Source organism: Streptomyces sp. Inha503 (assembly GCF_047215865.1).
Taxonomy (GTDB): domain Bacteria; phylum Actinomycetota; class Actinomycetes; order Streptomycetales; family Streptomycetaceae; genus Streptomyces; species Streptomyces lycopersici.
Genome location: NZ_CP178360.1, coordinates 3,363,761 through 3,378,360, shown reverse-complemented (window position 1 = coordinate 3,378,360; position 14,600 = coordinate 3,363,761). Strand labels below are relative to the sequence as shown.

Here is a 14,600-nt window from a genome sequence, read left to right as displayed (position 1 = left end):
GGTCGCGAGCAGCATCGGAGATGTCAACAGCGGCCATCCGAATGAGGAGTCACATCCCATGCGAGCCACGCGGACCACACTGATCGGACTCATCACGGCCATGGCGTTCGCCGCCTCCGCCAGGGCGGCGGACGAACTGGGCCGGATGGTCGTTCCCCAGCACCACACCGCCCGGCACGCCCTGGCCTCCGGAGAGGGACCGGCCATCGCACCCCTCTCCGGAGAGGGACCGGCCATCGCCCCCCTCTCCGGCGAGGGCCCGGCCGTCATCGCCGGCTGATGTCGGTGGTGTCCCGCGCGACAACGTCCGGTCCGGCGGTCTCAGCCGGACCGTCGGAACGCCTCCGGCACGCCCATCGCGTCGAACAGCGCGTCCGAGCCCTCGCGGTGATGGTCGGCCGCCGCAGTGTCGCCGCGAGCCCGCAGCATCTCGGACATACCGAACAGGGCGCGCGCCATCTCGATGCGGTAGCCGACCGCCGAGGCGATCCGGTGGGCGTCGGTGTGCAGTTCGAGGGCGGCGGCATGCTCACCCCGGTGGCCGTGCAGGCGGCCCAGGATGTTCTTGACCGTCGCCTGCCGGATCGGCGCCCGGCTCTCCCGCTCCAGCTCCAGGGCGCGCTCGGCATGGCTCGACGCCTCCGCGGGCCTGCCGAGCCGGCGCCGTACCTTGGCGGACAGCGCGAACACCAGGGCCACATCCCCCAGGGAGTCCGATTCGCCGCTCATCTCCAGGGCCCGGTCCAGACAGGCGCGGGCCTCCGCGTCCTCGCCGAGGCCGAGCAGGGCGAGGGCCAGATCGGTCAGGGCCACGATCTCGTTGTCTCGGGCGCCGATCCGCTGATTGAGTTCGACCGCGCGCCGCGCCGCCTCGGCGGCCTCGCGGTATCTGCCCCAATGCTCGAACAGTGAGCTGAGGTTGGTCAGGGACTCCGCCTCCGCACGCGGGGCGCCCAACTCCCGTTTGAGCGCGATGGACTTCTCCAGCTGGGGCAGCGATTCGTCGAACCGCCCGACCGTGGCCAGCAGCAGCCCCAGCAGCCCGGTGCTCTTGGCGGCCCCCCTGCGGTCGCCCAGCTCCACCGAGAGCCCCAGGCTCTCCTCGGCCGCCGTCAGTCCCTCGGTGAAGCGGCCCAGCTTCCAGTCGGCGACCGCCAGGTTCGACAGGCTCAGGGCCAGCAGGGACCGGTCGTCCAGGGCGCGTGACGCGGCCACCGCCACGCCCGCCACCTGCCGGAACTCCTCGTAGCGCCCCCGGCTGTCGAGCTGGAAGACGACATTGCGGGCCAGTTCGGCGGCGTGCCGGTACAGCCCCTGGCGGTCCGCGAGGGTGACGGCCGCCAGCAGGCTGTCCTTCTCACGGTCGAGCCATTCCCGGGCGCGCACGGTGTTGCCCAGCACCGGGACCACGGCGCCGGAGCGCCGGACAGGCCCGTCGGGCCCGGGGCTCAGCGGTGCCCGGCCCGGGAAAACGATGTCACAGGCCGCCTCGGTGGCCGTCAGGTAGTAGTCGAGCAGCCGCTCCGCCGCCGCGGTGTCCGCCTGGTCCTGGTCCGCGCTCTCCTGGTTCCGTAGCCACTGCGCGAAACTGCGCACCAGGTCGTGGAAGGCGTAGCGGCCGGTCTCGTGCTGCTGCATCAGATGGGTGTCGAGGAGATGTTCCAGCACATCCTCGGCCAGGCTCGGATCGGTGCCGAGCAGCGCCGCGGCCGAGTACGCGTCGACATCCGCGCCCGGGTGCCGGCCCAGCAGCCGGAACGCGGCGCGGTGCGCCGGGTCGAGTCCTTCGTACGACAGAGTCAGGGTCGCGGTGACGCCCCGTTCCCCGGAGCGCAGCTCGTCCAGCCGACGGGTCTCGTCCCGCAGCCGCTCGACCAGATAACGGACGGTCCAGCGCGGCCGGTTGCGCAGCCGGGCCGCCGCGATCCGCAACGCGAGCGGCAGATGGCCGCATAACTCCACCAGCTCGGCGACCGCTCCCGGCTCGGCCGCCATGCGCTCCTCGCCGAGCATCCTGACGACCAGCGCGGTGCTGTCCTCCGGGGGCATGATCCCGAGCGATATCCACTGCGCCCCGTCCAGTTCGACCAGCCGGGAACGGCTGGTGATCAGGACTAGCGCGTCGGAGGTGCCCGGCAGCAGCGGCCGGACCTGAGCGCTGTCGACAGCGTTGTCGAGGAGGAGCACCAGCCGGCGTTGCGCCGCCGTGGTGCGCCACAGGGCAAGCCGGCCCGCCTCGTCGTCGGGGATGCGCTCGCCGGGCACGTCGAGCATCCGCAGCATCGCCTCGGCGACGGCGGCGGGCTGTAGCGGTGGCTCGCCGGGGGTGAAACCGCGCAGATCGAGGTAGAGATGGGCGTCCGGCCAGTGGTCGGCGAGCTGATGGGCGACCCGCACCGCGAGCGAGGTCTTGCCGCTGCCGCCCATACCGTCGATGGCCATGATGCGGGGGCCGCGGCCGGGCCGCGGACCGAGACCGCCGCCGCCCTCCAGCAGGTCCCGCAACTCCCGGTCCCGTCCGGTGAAGTCCGGCAGGTCGTAGGGGAGGGTGCAGCAGTGCGCGGCGGCTGGTACCGACGGATGCGGTGCGGGAGTGGGGGCGGGGGAGGGCGGCGGTGAGTGGCCGGTGGGGGCGGTGACCGTCACGGTGGCTACGGGCGCGGGTGGCGGCGCGGGGGCGACGGGCGCCGGGCGGCTGGGGGCGGCGAGTTCGGGGCTGTTGCGCAGAATCGCCTCGTGCAGCCTCGACAACCGGTCGCCCGGATCGATGCCCAGCTCCACGGAGAGCAGCTTGCGCACCGAGTCGAATTCCGCAAGCGCTTCCGCCTGCCGCCCCGACCGGTACAGGGCGAGCATCAGCAGCCCGCGCAGGGTCTCCTGGAACGGATGCGAGCCGATCAGAATGCGCAGGTCCCCGACGAGTTCACTGCTCTCGCCGAGGGACAGCCTCAGCTCGAAGTACTGCTCGGTGGCGGCCAGCCGCCGCTCCTCCAGCGCGGCGGAGGCGGCCGTGATCACCGCTCCGCCGGTCCCGGCCAGCACCGGTCCGCGCCATAACGCGAGCGTGTCGCGCAGGGTGTCGACCGCGTCCACGGCGCGGCCTTCGGCCGCCTCCTGCTGGGCCCGGCGCAGCCCCTCGGAGAACACGCTCAGGTCCAGCCGGTCCGCCGCGACCGCCGCCCGGTAGCCGGGACCGTCGGTGAGGAGCAGCTCACGCCCCCGCGGAATGCGGCCGCGGAGCCCGGCGATCGCCTTGCGCACCTGGTGCGAGGCGGTGGCCGGTGGGTCCTCGTCCCAGACGGCCTCGACCAGCCGGCTGACCGGCAGCACCCGGTTCGGGGAGAGCAACAGGGAGACCAGCACCCGCTCGTGGACGGGCCCGCCGAGGGGAAGCTGTGCCCCGTCCGCCGTCAGACATTCCAGTGAGCCGAGCACATTGAACCGGACCGGATCCGGCCTCTCCTCGGTCAATGTTGCCCCCTCGGCAAACGGTTGCGTACCCACTGTAATGACCAGGGCCCGAAAAAAATACAACGCTTCCCGGTCATGACTCGGCCATCTGGTAACAGGACGGGAAGCGTTGGGGAGAGCGCCGCTGGATGCTACGGGCGTAGTACCGCGGGGCGTCCGGGTCTCGTGGGCACCGTCCCTGGCAACGGGAGCAGCGATGAAATTCATGATAGAACGCCGACTTCGCAAGGGAGAGGACCTACACCGTACGAGGTCGAGCCACCGCTCGTACTGGCGACACATGGCCCGCGAGAGAGTTCTGCTGTACGGGGGAACCTGGGGGGAGGGGCGGGGCGACACGCTGCTGCTCCAGGTCGACGACCACGACGCGCTGTGGAGCGTGCTGGGAGGGGATCCCTACGTCCGGCAGCGGCTCGTCCTCGACACCCGTGCCAGAAAGCTCGGAGACATCCTCACCGAGGGTTCCGCCCCGCCGGCCGGCCCCGATGTCCCCGGTCCGGGGTGGCCGACTGGCGAGGCGGGGGAACTCAAGCCCCACGAGCGGCGGTTGACCCAGATGATGCTCGACGGCCTCACCAACCAGCAGATGGCCGAACGGCTTCGGGTCTCCCCGCGCGCCGTGGAACAGCACATCACCCGGATCTACCGCAAACTCGGCATCAGCCGCCGCGCCCAGCTCGCGGTGGCCCTGCACGGACGTCCCACCGTGGCCGTCTGACCCGATGGCGGCGCCACCCGCGGTCTCCTCTCACAGCAGGCCGCGGGTGGCGCCGCCGTCCACCGGGAGCACCACCCCGGTGGTGGCTCCCGCCAGCGACGAGGCGAGGAAGGCGGCGGCGGCACCCACCTCGTCGGGTTCCGCCAGCCGCCCGATCGGGATGTCCGCGCTCAACCGCTCCACGCCGCCCTCGAGTTCCTCCGCCCACGCCTGTAGCGTGGGGGTACGGGTCATCCCGGGGGCGAGCACATTGACCGTCACCGAGCCCTCGCCCGCCTCGGCGAGTTCGTGCACCAGTGCCTTGGCGTAGCCGACCACCGCCGGGCGCACCGTGTTGGACAGCGCCAGGCCAGGGATGGGCTGCTTGGCGGCCAGCGAGGTGATGAAGAGAATCCGCCCGTAGCCCGCCTCCCGCATATGCGGCAGGGCCGCCCGGGTCAGGGCGATCGCGGACAGCAGGTTCAGCTCCACCGCCGCCCGGTAGTCCGGTACGCCGAACCGCTCGGCCCCGCCCTCCGGGGGGCTTCCCGCGTTGGCGACCACCACATGCGGCCCGCCGTGGAGCTCGGCCACCTCCCGCACCCAGCCCTCCACCGCGGTCTGGTCGGTGACGTCCAGCGCCGTTCCGTGCACCGCCCCGGGCGCCTCTTCCGCCAGCAGGCCCATCGCCTCCCGCAGCCGGCCGGGGGAGCGCCCGCACACCGACACGGTGGCGCCCTCCCCGGCCAGCCGGCGGGCCACGGCGAGCCCGATGCCGCTTGTACCGGCCGCGACCATCGCGACCCGCCCCTTCAACCCCAGATCCACGTCACCCCTCCTCGGACTTCTCCGGACCGCTCACTCTGCCTGTTCCGACAGCGGCGCGCAGGCGGTCACCACTTTCGGCGCCGCCGACGTCCGCGCCCTGGGTGCCCGCTCCCGGGCCCGCGCCGACCACCACTGCCCGCCGACCGCCGCCGCTCCCAGCAGCACCGGAAGGATCAGGAACCATCCGGAGAACGCCAGGACCACGCTCATCACCACGGCTGCGATGATCGCGCCCCACCACACCGCGCTGCCCCTCGGCAGCAGCCGCACCCCGGCGACCAGACCGGCCACCGTGACCGCGATGAAGCAGGCGGAGGCGGCCAGCATGACCTTCCCCAGCCCGGTGCCGGTCAGCAGCGCGAAGGCGCACACCAGCGCGCTGAGCAGGAACAACAGGGCCAGGCTCCGGCGCGGCACCTCCCCGGGCCGGTGCCCCTTGGCGAGCGGGGCCGGCAGCGCGCCGTCCCGGGCCAGCGCCGCCCCGAGCCGGGAGGCCCCGGCCAGATAGGAGTTCATGGTGCCGAACGTGAGCAGCATGGCCATCACCGCGGTGATCGCCGAGGCGGACGAGCCGATCCCGCGTTGCAGCAGGAGCGTCAACGGGGCGTCGGTCTCGCTGAGTTCGGGCCCCAGCACCAGCACACACGTCACCGCCAGGCCCAGATAGAGCACCCCGATGACCACCAGGGTGGCCGCGGTGACCCGGCGTAGATCACGGCGCGGATCGCGGAACTCCCCGGAGAGATGGGTGACCGCCTCCCACCCCGCGAAGGTGAAGAACAGCAGGCTGGCGGCCTGCCCGACGGCCGCGCCGCCATGCGGCGCGAACGGCGTGAGGTTGGTCGTACGGGCGTGCGGCAGCGCGGTGACCACGGCGATCAGCAGCAGCACCGCCAGCAGCCCCACCAGCACCAGCTGTACCCGCGCCGACATCCGCAGCCCCACCGCGTTGCTGCCGAACGCCGCCAGCAGCAGCCCCGCGGCCACCGCCAGCGTGACATGCTGTCCGGCGCCCAGGGCATGGGCCGCGTACTGGCCGCCGACATAGGCGGTGGCCGGTGCCCCGGCGGGCAGGGCGAAGTAGAACCAGTACCCCACCGCGCCGGAGAACCGTGGTCCGAAAGCCTTGGAGACGAAGGTGGCCACGCCGCCGCTGTCCGGATAGCGCGCCCCCATCGCGGCGAAGCTGGTGGCCACCGGTACGCAGAACAGCAGCAGCGCCAGCCATGCCAGCAGCGAGGCGGGGCCCGCCGCCCGCGCCGCGAGCGCGGGCAGCGCCAGAATGCCGGCGCCCAGGATCGCGCCCACATAGATCGCGGTCCCCTGCCCCAGCCCGACCCGATGCGTACTCATATCCCGTTCCTCTCCCGTGCGCCGGTGACGAGCGGCGATTCCTTGACGGAAGCCAGCGCTTCCCACACCGCGGCCTCGTTCAGGCCGAGTTGATCGAGCACCTGCTCATGGCTGCCGCCCCGGCTCGGCCAGCCCTCGCCGGCGTTGACCGAGCGCACCACGCGCCCGGACAGCAGCAGGGCGAGCGCGGAGCCGACGCTCCCGGCGGGCCGGTGCTCCTCGACCACCACGAACCGGTCGTACCGGCGCGCCAGTTCGGCGGCGGCCTGCTCCAGATGCGGCTGGTCGACGAAGCACAGATGCGCGTGCGCGAGCCCAGGGTCGGCCCGGCGCACCGCCAGGCACAGCTCGGTGCCGACCTCGCCGACCGACACCAGGCAGACGCGGTCCGGCCGTGCCCCCGCGTCGTCCCAGTTGACCACCGGCGGATCCGTCCCCTGCCACGGCAGGCTCTCCGGGGCGGCGTTGCGCCCGGTGCGCACATAGTGCGGGGTCCCGGTGCGTGCGGCCCGGCGGATGACCGCGCGCATCTCCCGCTCCCCGTACGGGGCGGCGATGGTGACGCCGGGCACCGCCCGGAGGACCGCGAAGTCCTCCAGGCAGTGGTGGGTGGTGCCGAACCAGCCGCCGGACACCCCGGCGTACGGGGCCACCACCGTGATGCCCGCCCCCAGATAGCCCAGGGCGAGCTTCAGGCTCTCCGCGGCGCGCAGCGCGGCGAACGGCGCGAAGGTGGAGACGAAGGGCTGGTAGCCGCCGGCCGCCAGCCCGGCGGCCATGTCGACCATGGCACCCTCGGCGATGCCGACGTTGAAGAAGCGGTCGGGATGAGCCTCGGCGAAGGAATGGCCCCGGCCGCCCAGATCCGCCTCCAGGCACAGCACCCGGGGGTTGTCCGCGGCGATCTTTGTCAGTTCCTCGCGGTAGGCGGTGCGTCCGGGCAGCGTCATCGTACGATCCCCTTCCAGGCGGTGGCCCGCGCGGCGTCGATGGTCACGTAGTGCGAGGCGGCCTTTCCCTCGACCGGGCGGAGCCCCTTGCCCTTGACGGTGTCGGCGATGATGGCCAGCGGTTTCACCGCGGCCGTCCGGTCCGGCTCCAGCAGCGTCCGCAGGGCGGCCACATCGTGTCCGTCCGCCTCGCACACCTCGAAGCCGAACGCCTCGAACCGCTCGGCCAGCCGCGGCTGCGGGGAGATGTCCGCGACCAGGCCGTCGTTCTGGCCGCCGTTGCGGTCCACGAACACCACCAGATTGCCCACCCGTTGCGCGGCGGCGACCTGGCAGGTCTCCCAGATCAGCCCCTCCTGGAGTTCACCGTCCCCGACGACGGCGATGCCGAGCCCGCCCGAGCCGGCCAGCCGGCGGCTCAAGCCCCAGCCCAGCGCGTACGGCATACCGTGGCCGAGGCTTCCGGTGGGGAACCGCACGCCCGGCACGGCGGGCCCTGGATGGCCGGTGAAGTGGTGGGTCGGGGCGCCGTAGTGCGGCACCGGGTCCTCCTGGAGGATCCCGGTGACATACAGCGCCGCGTAGAGCCCCGCGGCGGCGTGGCCCTTGCTCAGCACCACCTGGCTGCCGTCGTCGGACGAGGCCGTCCGGTCCAGTGCGGCGATCAGGATGTCCATCGCGGACAGGCTGCCGCCGAGGTGGCAGCCGGTCGGCGAGGCCGCCATGTCGATCACCATGCGGCGGGCGGTCAGCGCGCGCTCCCGCAGCACATCGGGGAGGGTCCGGTGAGCGGCGGGCCGCTCGGCGACGGATGCGCCGGCCCCGGGCGCCCCGGCCTCCGCGACGATCGCCGTCATCACGCCACCTCCCCGGTCCGTACGGTGTCGGCGCCCGCGCCGCTGAGGGCGAAGAAACCAGTCACCGCCTCGCGCAGCACGGTGCGCGCCCTGCGGTACTCGGCCGCGTCGATGTGCTCGTGCTCGGTGTGGTCCAGGGCCGCGTCACCCGGTCCGTAGGCCACCATCGGGACGTTCCGCCACGTCGTGGCGAGCGTGTTCATATCGGATGTGCCCTTCTTCAGCAGGAACCGGGGGCGGATGCCGCTGCGGCCGAAGCCACGGCTGAACGCCTTGGCCAGCGGCGTCGAGCGGGGGCCGGAGAAGCCCGGGGTGGCGCGCAGGAACTCGATCCGCACGCCCTCGTCCGCCGCCTCCAGCGCCCTGGCCCGCAGCGCCTGGAGATCCGCGGCCGGCGGCACCCGGAAGTTGAGGATCCCGGTGGCCGACTGGCTGCCGGCGTCGGCCGAGCAGCCGATGTCGATGACCGCGCTCAGCGCGTCGTCGGCCTCCTTCAGCACCGCCGCCCGGATCGCCTCCAGCGACTCGATCAGCTGGTCGGGCGCGGACCTGGCCTGGAAACCGGCGGAGTGGCCGCTGCGCACCGTCGCGGTGACCCGCAGTTTGAACAGCCCGAAGTAGCCGAGGGTGAGGGCGCCCGAACCGCTCGGCTCGCCCACCACGACCGCGTCCGCCGGATAGTGGTCGCGCACATGGAAGGCCCCCTTGGACGAGGAGACCTCCTCCTCCACCGCGCCGACCACGCGCAGCCGCCACCCCTCGGGGACCGGTGCGGCGGCCAGGACGTCGAGGAAGACGGCCATGGACGCCTTGGCATCCACACTGCCCCGGCCGTGCAACACCGCGTTCTCCGCGCCCTCCTCGCCGTCCGCGCCGGATTCCCAGCGCACCGGCCAGGTGAACGGCACGGTGTCCAGGTGGCCGAGGAGGAGCAGGGTGCGCGGTCCGGTGCCACGCTCGGCGACCAGATTGCCGGCCTCGTCGCGCCACGCCCGGATCTCCCGCTCCCGGCACCACCGCACCAGATAGTCCACCAGCTCGTGTTCGTCGTAGGAGGTGGAAGGGATCTGCACGGTCCGGCTGAGCAGGGCCAGGTCCGCGGCCGGCTCCTCGGCGGCCCAGAACCGGGTCCAGCCGCCCGGCTCCGCCATGGTGTGCGGGCCGGTCACCGCGACGTCCGCGGTCCCCAGCAGCCCGAGCTCTGCCGCCCGCACCTTCTGCTTCATCCGGCCGCCCGCGTACGGGCCGGCCGTGCCGGGGAACGCGTCGTGCAGGGTGGAGCCGGGGTCCGCGGGGTCGGTGAGGATCCCCGCGGTCCCGGTCACCAGCCGCAGATGGTCCGCGCCCAGCGCGTTGGCCACCGTGGCGGCCAGCACATCGGCGTCGACGTTGAGTTCGCTCCCGCCCTCGGCGTCCCGCACCGGCGGCGAGAGGCACACCACGTCGTAGGCGTCCAGCAGCGCGCCGAGCCGCTCGGTGTCCACCTCCTCGGCGGTGCCCGCGCGATGGTCCCTGACCACCTTGGACCGGCCGTCCGCCAGCACCCGCAGCGGCCGGTTGACGCGTCCGGTGACCAGCCCGCCCTGGGCCGCGACGGCGGTGAAGACCCCAAGGCCGTGCGCGGTCAGACCGGCCTCCACCACCGGCAGCGTGACCCGCCTGTACGCGGCGACGATATGCGGCATCTCCTCCGGCGGGCAGTAACGCACGGTGTCGCCGTTGCGCAGGGTCAGTTCGGGCATGGCCCGGCCGATGGACCGGTAGTGGCGCTCGATCCCCTCGGCGCCGCCCGCGACCAGCAGCACCCGCGCCCCGCGCCGGCGGACGGCGGCGATCTCGGCGAAGACCTGGGGGTGCAGCAGGGTGCTGCTGCCGACCTTGATCACGTACAGGGGCAGTCCGCTCATGGTGTCACCGCCGTGAAGGGGAGGGCCGTGGACTGCTCGAAGCCGTGGAGGAGGTTGAGGGCCTGGACCGCTTGTCCGGCCGCGCCCTTGAGCAGGTTGTCCAGCGCGGCGACGGCCACGTACCGGTCGTCCCGGACCGAGACCGCCACCTCGGCCATGTTGGAGCCGACGACGCTCTTGAGCATCGGGAAGTCCCCGGGGGTCTTCAGCGCGGTGCGCATCCGGACGAACGGGGTCTTCGCATACGCCTTGCCGTAGGCCCGTTTGACGTCCAGCCGGGAGACCTCCGGGCGCAGCGGACCGTACGCGGAGATCAGGATGCCCCGGGAGACATCCAGGCTGTACGTGGAGAACCGCAGCCGAGGGGCGCGTCCGGAGAAGGCCCGCAGCGCCTGCGTGATCTCGGGGGCGTGCCGGTGCCCGAACGGCTTGTGCACCCGGAAGTTGCCGATCCGCTCGGCGGGGTGCTCCGAGGACTTGGCCCCGCTGCCGCTGGCCCCGGTCTTTGCGTCCACCACGACCTCGTCCCCCACCAGGTCGGCGGCGACCAGCGGTTGCAGGGCGTAGAGCGTGGTGACGGCCATGCAGCCGGGCAGATTGACGAATCGGGCGTCGGTGGGCGGGGGTGAGAACTCCGGGACGAAGTAGTGGAACGGCTCCTCCCACCCGGCCGACTCGGGGTAGTGGGTGGCGGCCTGTTCGGGGTCGGTGAGCCGGAAGTCCCCGGCCAGGTTGATCACCCGCCCCGCCCGCTCGGCGAGCTTGGGCATCCGCGGCGGAAGCGCCCCGGTGGGCAGGCAGCCGAAGGCCACATCGACCTCGTCGACGGCGTCCAGCGGCCGGAACCGCAACCCGGAGGCGGCGGGGTGGTTGCGCACCCCGGCCAGCACGGAGGTGATGGGGAGCCCGCTGTAGCGCTCCGAGGACAGATAGGCGAGTTCCACTCGCGGGTGGTCCAGCAGCAGCCGGACCAGCTCCGCACCGGTGTAGCCGCTGGCGCCGAGAACGGCCACCCGCAGCCGGTCGTTGTCAGCCAAGGCGGGCCGCCTTCTCATAGGGCCGCCGGTACTCGCGCTCGGCGACGAGCTTGCGGATGGCGTCGGGGCGGGCGGCGACCTTGCGGAAGGCGTCCGCGTAGCGGGTCGCCCGCTCGTACTCCACCGGGGAGCGCAGCTCACGGCAGAGCACCACGGTGGAGTCGAGCATGGCGGTCACGTTCGGGAAGTCCCCCGGCTCGTGGTCCCGGACCGCGGCCGGGTTGAGGGTGAACGGATAGCCGTTGCCGAAGCCCGCCCGCTCCTTGAAGGGCAGATGGCAGGGGATGGGGGTGTTCTGCCACTCGCGGGCCGGTACCCCCTCGGCGGTGAGCAGCTCGTGCACCGCCTCCTTCACCGCCCAGACCGGCAGATCGTCGAGGCCGACCGCCTCGGGCACCAGCCCCACGCGGTACATGTTGTACGCGTGGACATGGCCGTCCGGCACATGCGGCGGGGTGAACAGACCGGTCTCCCGCAGCGCGTCGGCCAGCAGCGCCGCGTTCCGGGCCCGGATCGCGTCGTAGTAGGGCAGCCGCGCCAGCTGGCTCGCGCCGAACGCCGCGGCCACCCAGGACATCCCGTAGTCGATGCCGTTCCGGTCGAGGAACTCGGTCGTGCGGCCGTACGCCTCGTCGCTGCCGAAGAAGGCGATCCCGCCCTCGCCGCCGAGCGGGAAGTTCTTGTCCGCCATCAGGCTCTGCCCGGCGGCGTCCCCGAGGGAGCCGCAGACCCGGTCACCGATCTTCGCGGAGTGGGCGTGCGAGGCATCCTCCACCAGCGCCACCCCATGTCGGCCGCACACCTCGCGCAGCGCGGCGACGTCCGCGGGCAGCCCGTGAACATGCACCGGCATGATGGCCCGGGTGCGCTCGGTGACCGCCGCCTCGGCGGCCTCGGCCGACATGCAGTAGGTGTCCGGATCGATGTCGACGAAGACCGGTACGGCCTTGGCGGCCACGACCGCCTGCGCGGTGGCGATGAAGGTGAAGGCGGGGACGATCACCTCGTCACCGGGGAGCACACCCGCTCCGATCAGGGCCAGATGGAGGCTGGAGGTGCCGCTCGCGGTGGGCAGTGCGCGGTGGGCGCCCACATAGGCGCGGTAGCTCTCGGCGAAGTCGGCCACGACCTTGTCCGGGTCGGACCGCTGCGCCAGCAGCATGGTGAACACATCCTCCTTGGTGATCACCGGGAAGATGGTGCGCCGCATCTCCTTGGGGATCATCGCCCCGCCGCCGAACTCGGCGAGTTCGGCCGCGACCTCGGCGGCGTCGGGCAGCGGGAGCGGGGCCGACGGGAAGTCCGTGATCATCAGTTGGTTCCTCCGGTCATGACGGGCGTGCGCGGACCGACCTGCCTGAGTGCCATCCGGACACAGGCCGCGACCAGCGGGCTGAGCCGGTAGTTGAACTGGACGCCCGGTGCCAGGCCGGGCGCGGCCTCCTCCTGCGTCCACATCGTGCGCAGATCGAAGGCACCGAAGATTTTCAGCCGCTCGGCCCGCGACCAGATCTGTTCGTCGTCGGTGAGCACGGCGGCCGCCGGGCCGAAGCCGAGCCCGGTGAGGTCCACGGCCAGCGCCGGGGCGGTGGCGGCCGCGGCGGCCTCGCCGAACCCGTCGGCGTTCTCCGCGGTGACGCTCAGCAGCTCGAAGGCCGGTCCACCGGCGCCCGGCCCGGCCTCCTCCACGCCGAGCCAGTGGACGAAGGAGCGGGCACGCTCATCGAGCTCGGGCAGCGCGGCCCGGTCACCGTGGCCGATGCCCTGACCGCTCAGCGCGGCATGGATCGCGGCCGTCCGGCTGTTGACCAGCACCGCCTTGGCGCGGCCGGTCCGCTTGGTCAACAGCCGTTCCAAGGAGGGCAGCTCCTTGTCGTTCTTCTCGATGCTCATCACGATGCCGGAGGTCAGTACCCGGGTGAGGACGAGCGCGGCGTCGAACTGTTCCATGAAATATCCCCTCAAACGGATCATGGTGTTCGGTGGCACCGGAGTTCCCCCGTGGTGCCGCTGGTACCGGTGCGAGGCGACTCAGGCCGCTATGGACAGCAGTGGGGAGCCCAGAACGTCGGCGACGTATTCGGCGTACCGGCCGGCGACATCGACTCCATGCGCATCGGAGGACCGGGCGAATTCGGGATTGGCGTTTATCTCCAGCACCGTCAATTCACCGGTGAGCCGGTCCTCCACGAGGTCCACCCCGTAGAAACCGGGACCGAGAGCGGAAACCGCCAGGGCGCACAGTCGCTCGATTTCCGCGGTGATCTCGACACGTTCCACCGTGGCGCCCAGATGCGTATTGGTGCGCCAGTTGTCCGACTTCCGGCGGAAGGCGACCGCCGGGGTTTCCCCGATCACCACGACACGCATGTCGTGGCCCGGCTTGTCCACGTACTCCTGCACCAGGACGGGGAAGAGCTTTCCGGCCGCGTCGGCCGACTCCCGCCCGCCCGTCCACGCCTCCAGCTCGCCCTCGTCGGCCAGCCGGGTGACCCCGCGCCCCCATGAGCCGGAGGGCGGCTTCACCACCACGGGCTGGCCGAGTTCGGAGACGGCGGAGCGGACCTGGTCGTAGCTGAACGCGTGCCGGGTCACCGGGTGGGGGATGCCGTGCCGCGCGAAGAGCAGGGCCTGAAGGCCCTTGTCGTTGCAGACCTCGATGGCCGAGGGGCTGTTCAGCGTGGCGATCCCGGCCTGTTCGAGCCGACGCGCGGTGCCGATCGCCTCACGGTGGGACAGGTTTCTGAGCACGACGAGCCGGGGCCTGGCCCCTTCGTCGCTGAGGACCTCCGCGATGTCCGGCGGCAGCACCGGACGGGCGGTCAGCCCCTGGGCGCGCAAGGCGTCCAGGAGCCGACGCTCGTCGGGGCGCAGCACGGTCACCGACAGCAGGACATCGGTGGCTGCGACGGTCATTCGCCCCAGTCCTCCTCGACCTCGGGCGCCAGCGCGACCGAGCAGCCGCTTTGGGTCCGGCCGGTCAGCTCATGCTCCTGACCGCAGGTCCCGCATTCGATGATCTCTCCGTTCTCCGCATCGCTCTCTATTTCCAGCTCGCTTTCGCATACGAGGCAGACCGCGCTCTTCTGGGCCGTAACCGTCATCGCTTTTCCCTTCCCGATGGTTGCGAGGGATCCGATCCGTTCGGGAACCGGCTTTTGTTGTCTTCCGCGTTCCCGGACACCAATGACGGTACGGACGGCGACGTGCCTGGCGCACTACGGAATCACGTATCTGGAGCCGTGAATTCCCTTGGCCGCCACGGAGGGTGGGGACGAGGGTGGCGGCGGGGCCGTATGAGGGCTCCCATCAGGCCGGGATGGCTGGATCCGCATCAGTGGAGGCGATAGGGGTGGCCGAATCGCCGTCCCGGCAGCCCGGTAGCCCTTGCCACGCGGCGGACCCCCCCGTAGCCCGCCGCTCGCGTACGACCTCGCGTACGACGGCACGGGGCCGCGCGGGGTGGTAGGGGGTGGTACGGGGCCGGACCCGTGCACCCG

13 protein-coding genes are annotated in these 14,600 nt (G+C 72.3%); 2 read left to right on the top strand and 11 right to left on the bottom strand.

The genetic code is table 11. The annotated features are described in order from the left end of the window. The first annotated feature begins 58 nt into the window (after nt 1-58). Complete coding sequence (locus ACJX2R_RS13725) at nt 59-280, top strand: hypothetical protein (RefSeq protein WP_413100346.1); 222 nt, start codon at nt 59-61, stop codon at nt 278-280. Between the two features lie 41 nt (nt 281-321). On the opposite strand, the gene ACJX2R_RS13720 is transcribed toward ACJX2R_RS13725, so the two are convergent. Continuing rightward, nucleotides 322-3,471, bottom strand: a complete 3,150-nt coding sequence (locus ACJX2R_RS13720) for an AfsR/SARP family transcriptional regulator (protein WP_413100345.1) — start codon at nt 3,469-3,471, stop codon at nt 322-324. 280 nt (nt 3,472-3,751) lie between these two features. Between ACJX2R_RS13720 and ACJX2R_RS13715 the strand changes: the two genes are divergently transcribed. Continuing rightward, nucleotides 3,752-4,189, top strand: a complete 438-nt coding sequence (locus tag ACJX2R_RS13715) for a helix-turn-helix domain-containing protein (RefSeq protein ID WP_413100344.1) — start codon at nt 3,752-3,754, stop codon at nt 4,187-4,189. Nucleotides 4,190-4,219: 30 nt separating this feature from the next. Here ACJX2R_RS13715 and ACJX2R_RS13710 read toward each other — a convergent pair whose 3' ends face one another. The 10 genes from ACJX2R_RS13710 to ACJX2R_RS13665 all read right to left on the bottom strand — a co-directional run bounded on the left by ACJX2R_RS13710 (nt 4,220) and on the right by ACJX2R_RS13665 (nt 14,204). Beyond that, nucleotides 4,220-4,996 carry an SDR family NAD(P)-dependent oxidoreductase gene (locus tag ACJX2R_RS13710; RefSeq protein ID WP_262703631.1) on the bottom strand — a complete coding sequence of 259 codons (777 nt, stop codon included), beginning with the start codon at nt 4,994-4,996 and terminating at the stop codon, nt 4,220-4,222. Between the two features lie 30 nt (nt 4,997-5,026). Then, the gene (locus ACJX2R_RS13705; protein WP_413100343.1) at nt 5,027-6,349 is read right to left on the bottom strand and encodes an APC family permease; all 1,323 of its coding nucleotides are present in this window, start codon (nt 6,347-6,349) and stop codon (nt 5,027-5,029) included. Continuing rightward, on the bottom strand, nt 6,346-7,299 hold the full coding sequence (locus ACJX2R_RS13700; protein ID WP_413100342.1) for a transketolase family protein: 954 nt from the start codon (nt 7,297-7,299) through the stop codon (nt 6,346-6,348). The genes ACJX2R_RS13705 and ACJX2R_RS13700 overlap by 4 nt, the downstream gene beginning before the upstream one ends. Then, nucleotides 7,296-8,156 (bottom strand): transketolase, encoded by an 861-nt coding sequence (locus ACJX2R_RS13695; protein WP_413100341.1) that lies wholly within the window; start codon nt 8,154-8,156, stop codon nt 7,296-7,298. Before ACJX2R_RS13695 ends, ACJX2R_RS13700 begins: the two co-directional genes overlap by 4 nt. Next, complete coding sequence (locus tag ACJX2R_RS13690; protein WP_413100340.1) at nt 8,156-10,063, bottom strand: M20/M25/M40 family metallo-hydrolase; 1,908 nt, start codon at nt 10,061-10,063, stop codon at nt 8,156-8,158. The genes ACJX2R_RS13695 and ACJX2R_RS13690 overlap by 1 nt, the downstream gene beginning before the upstream one ends. Continuing rightward, nucleotides 10,060-11,100 carry an N-acetyl-gamma-glutamyl-phosphate reductase gene (argC, locus tag ACJX2R_RS13685; protein WP_413100339.1) on the bottom strand — a complete coding sequence of 347 codons (1,041 nt, stop codon included), beginning with the start codon at nt 11,098-11,100 and terminating at the stop codon, nt 10,060-10,062. Before argC ends, ACJX2R_RS13690 begins: the two co-directional genes overlap by 4 nt. Further along, nucleotides 11,093-12,412: an aminotransferase class I/II-fold pyridoxal phosphate-dependent enzyme gene (locus tag ACJX2R_RS13680; protein ID WP_413100338.1), complete on the bottom strand. Its 1,320-nt coding sequence runs from the start codon at nt 12,410-12,412 to the stop codon at nt 11,093-11,095. The genes argC and ACJX2R_RS13680 overlap by 8 nt, the downstream gene beginning before the upstream one ends. Next, entirely contained in the window at nt 12,412-13,050 is a 639-nt protein-coding gene (locus ACJX2R_RS13675; protein WP_262703624.1) for a degT/DnrJ/EryC1/StrS aminotransferase, read from the bottom strand. The genes ACJX2R_RS13680 and ACJX2R_RS13675 overlap by 1 nt, the downstream gene beginning before the upstream one ends. A gap of 81 nt (nt 13,051-13,131) precedes the next feature. Continuing rightward, nucleotides 13,132-14,016: a RimK family alpha-L-glutamate ligase gene (locus ACJX2R_RS13670; RefSeq protein WP_262703623.1), complete on the bottom strand. Its 885-nt coding sequence runs from the start codon at nt 14,014-14,016 to the stop codon at nt 13,132-13,134. Then, nucleotides 14,013-14,204 carry a lysine biosynthesis protein LysW gene (locus ACJX2R_RS13665; protein ID WP_413100337.1) on the bottom strand — a complete coding sequence of 64 codons (192 nt, stop codon included), beginning with the start codon at nt 14,202-14,204 and terminating at the stop codon, nt 14,013-14,015. Before ACJX2R_RS13665 ends, ACJX2R_RS13670 begins: the two co-directional genes overlap by 4 nt. Between the last annotated feature and the right edge of the window lie 396 nt (nt 14,205-14,600).

Coding starts and splice junctions, on each gene's coding strand:
- ACJX2R_RS13725 (WP_413100346.1), top strand. CDS start 59: ATGCGAGCCACGCGGACCACACTGATCGGACTCATCACGGCCATGGCG.
- ACJX2R_RS13715 (WP_413100344.1), top strand. CDS start 3,752: ATGGCCCGCGAGAGAGTTCTGCTGTACGGGGGAACCTGGGGGGAGGGG.
- ACJX2R_RS13705 (WP_413100343.1), bottom strand. CDS start 6,349: ATGAGTACGCATCGGGTCGGGCTGGGGCAGGGGACCGCGATCTATGTG.
- ACJX2R_RS13700 (WP_413100342.1), bottom strand. CDS start 7,299: ATGACGCTGCCCGGACGCACCGCCTACCGCGAGGAACTGACAAAGATC.
- ACJX2R_RS13695 (WP_413100341.1), bottom strand. CDS start 8,156: ATGACGGCGATCGTCGCGGAGGCCGGGGCGCCCGGGGCCGGCGCATCC.
- ACJX2R_RS13690 (WP_413100340.1), bottom strand. CDS start 10,063: ATGAGCGGACTGCCCCTGTACGTGATCAAGGTCGGCAGCAGCACCCTG.
- ACJX2R_RS13680 (WP_413100338.1), bottom strand. CDS start 12,412: ATGATCACGGACTTCCCGTCGGCCCCGCTCCCGCTGCCCGACGCCGCC.
- ACJX2R_RS13675 (WP_262703624.1), bottom strand. CDS start 13,050: ATGGAACAGTTCGACGCCGCGCTCGTCCTCACCCGGGTACTGACCTCC.
- ACJX2R_RS13670 (WP_262703623.1), bottom strand. CDS start 14,016: ATGACCGTCGCAGCCACCGATGTCCTGCTGTCGGTGACCGTGCTGCGC.
- ACJX2R_RS13665 (WP_413100337.1), bottom strand. CDS start 14,204: ATGACGGTTACGGCCCAGAAGAGCGCGGTCTGCCTCGTATGCGAAAGC.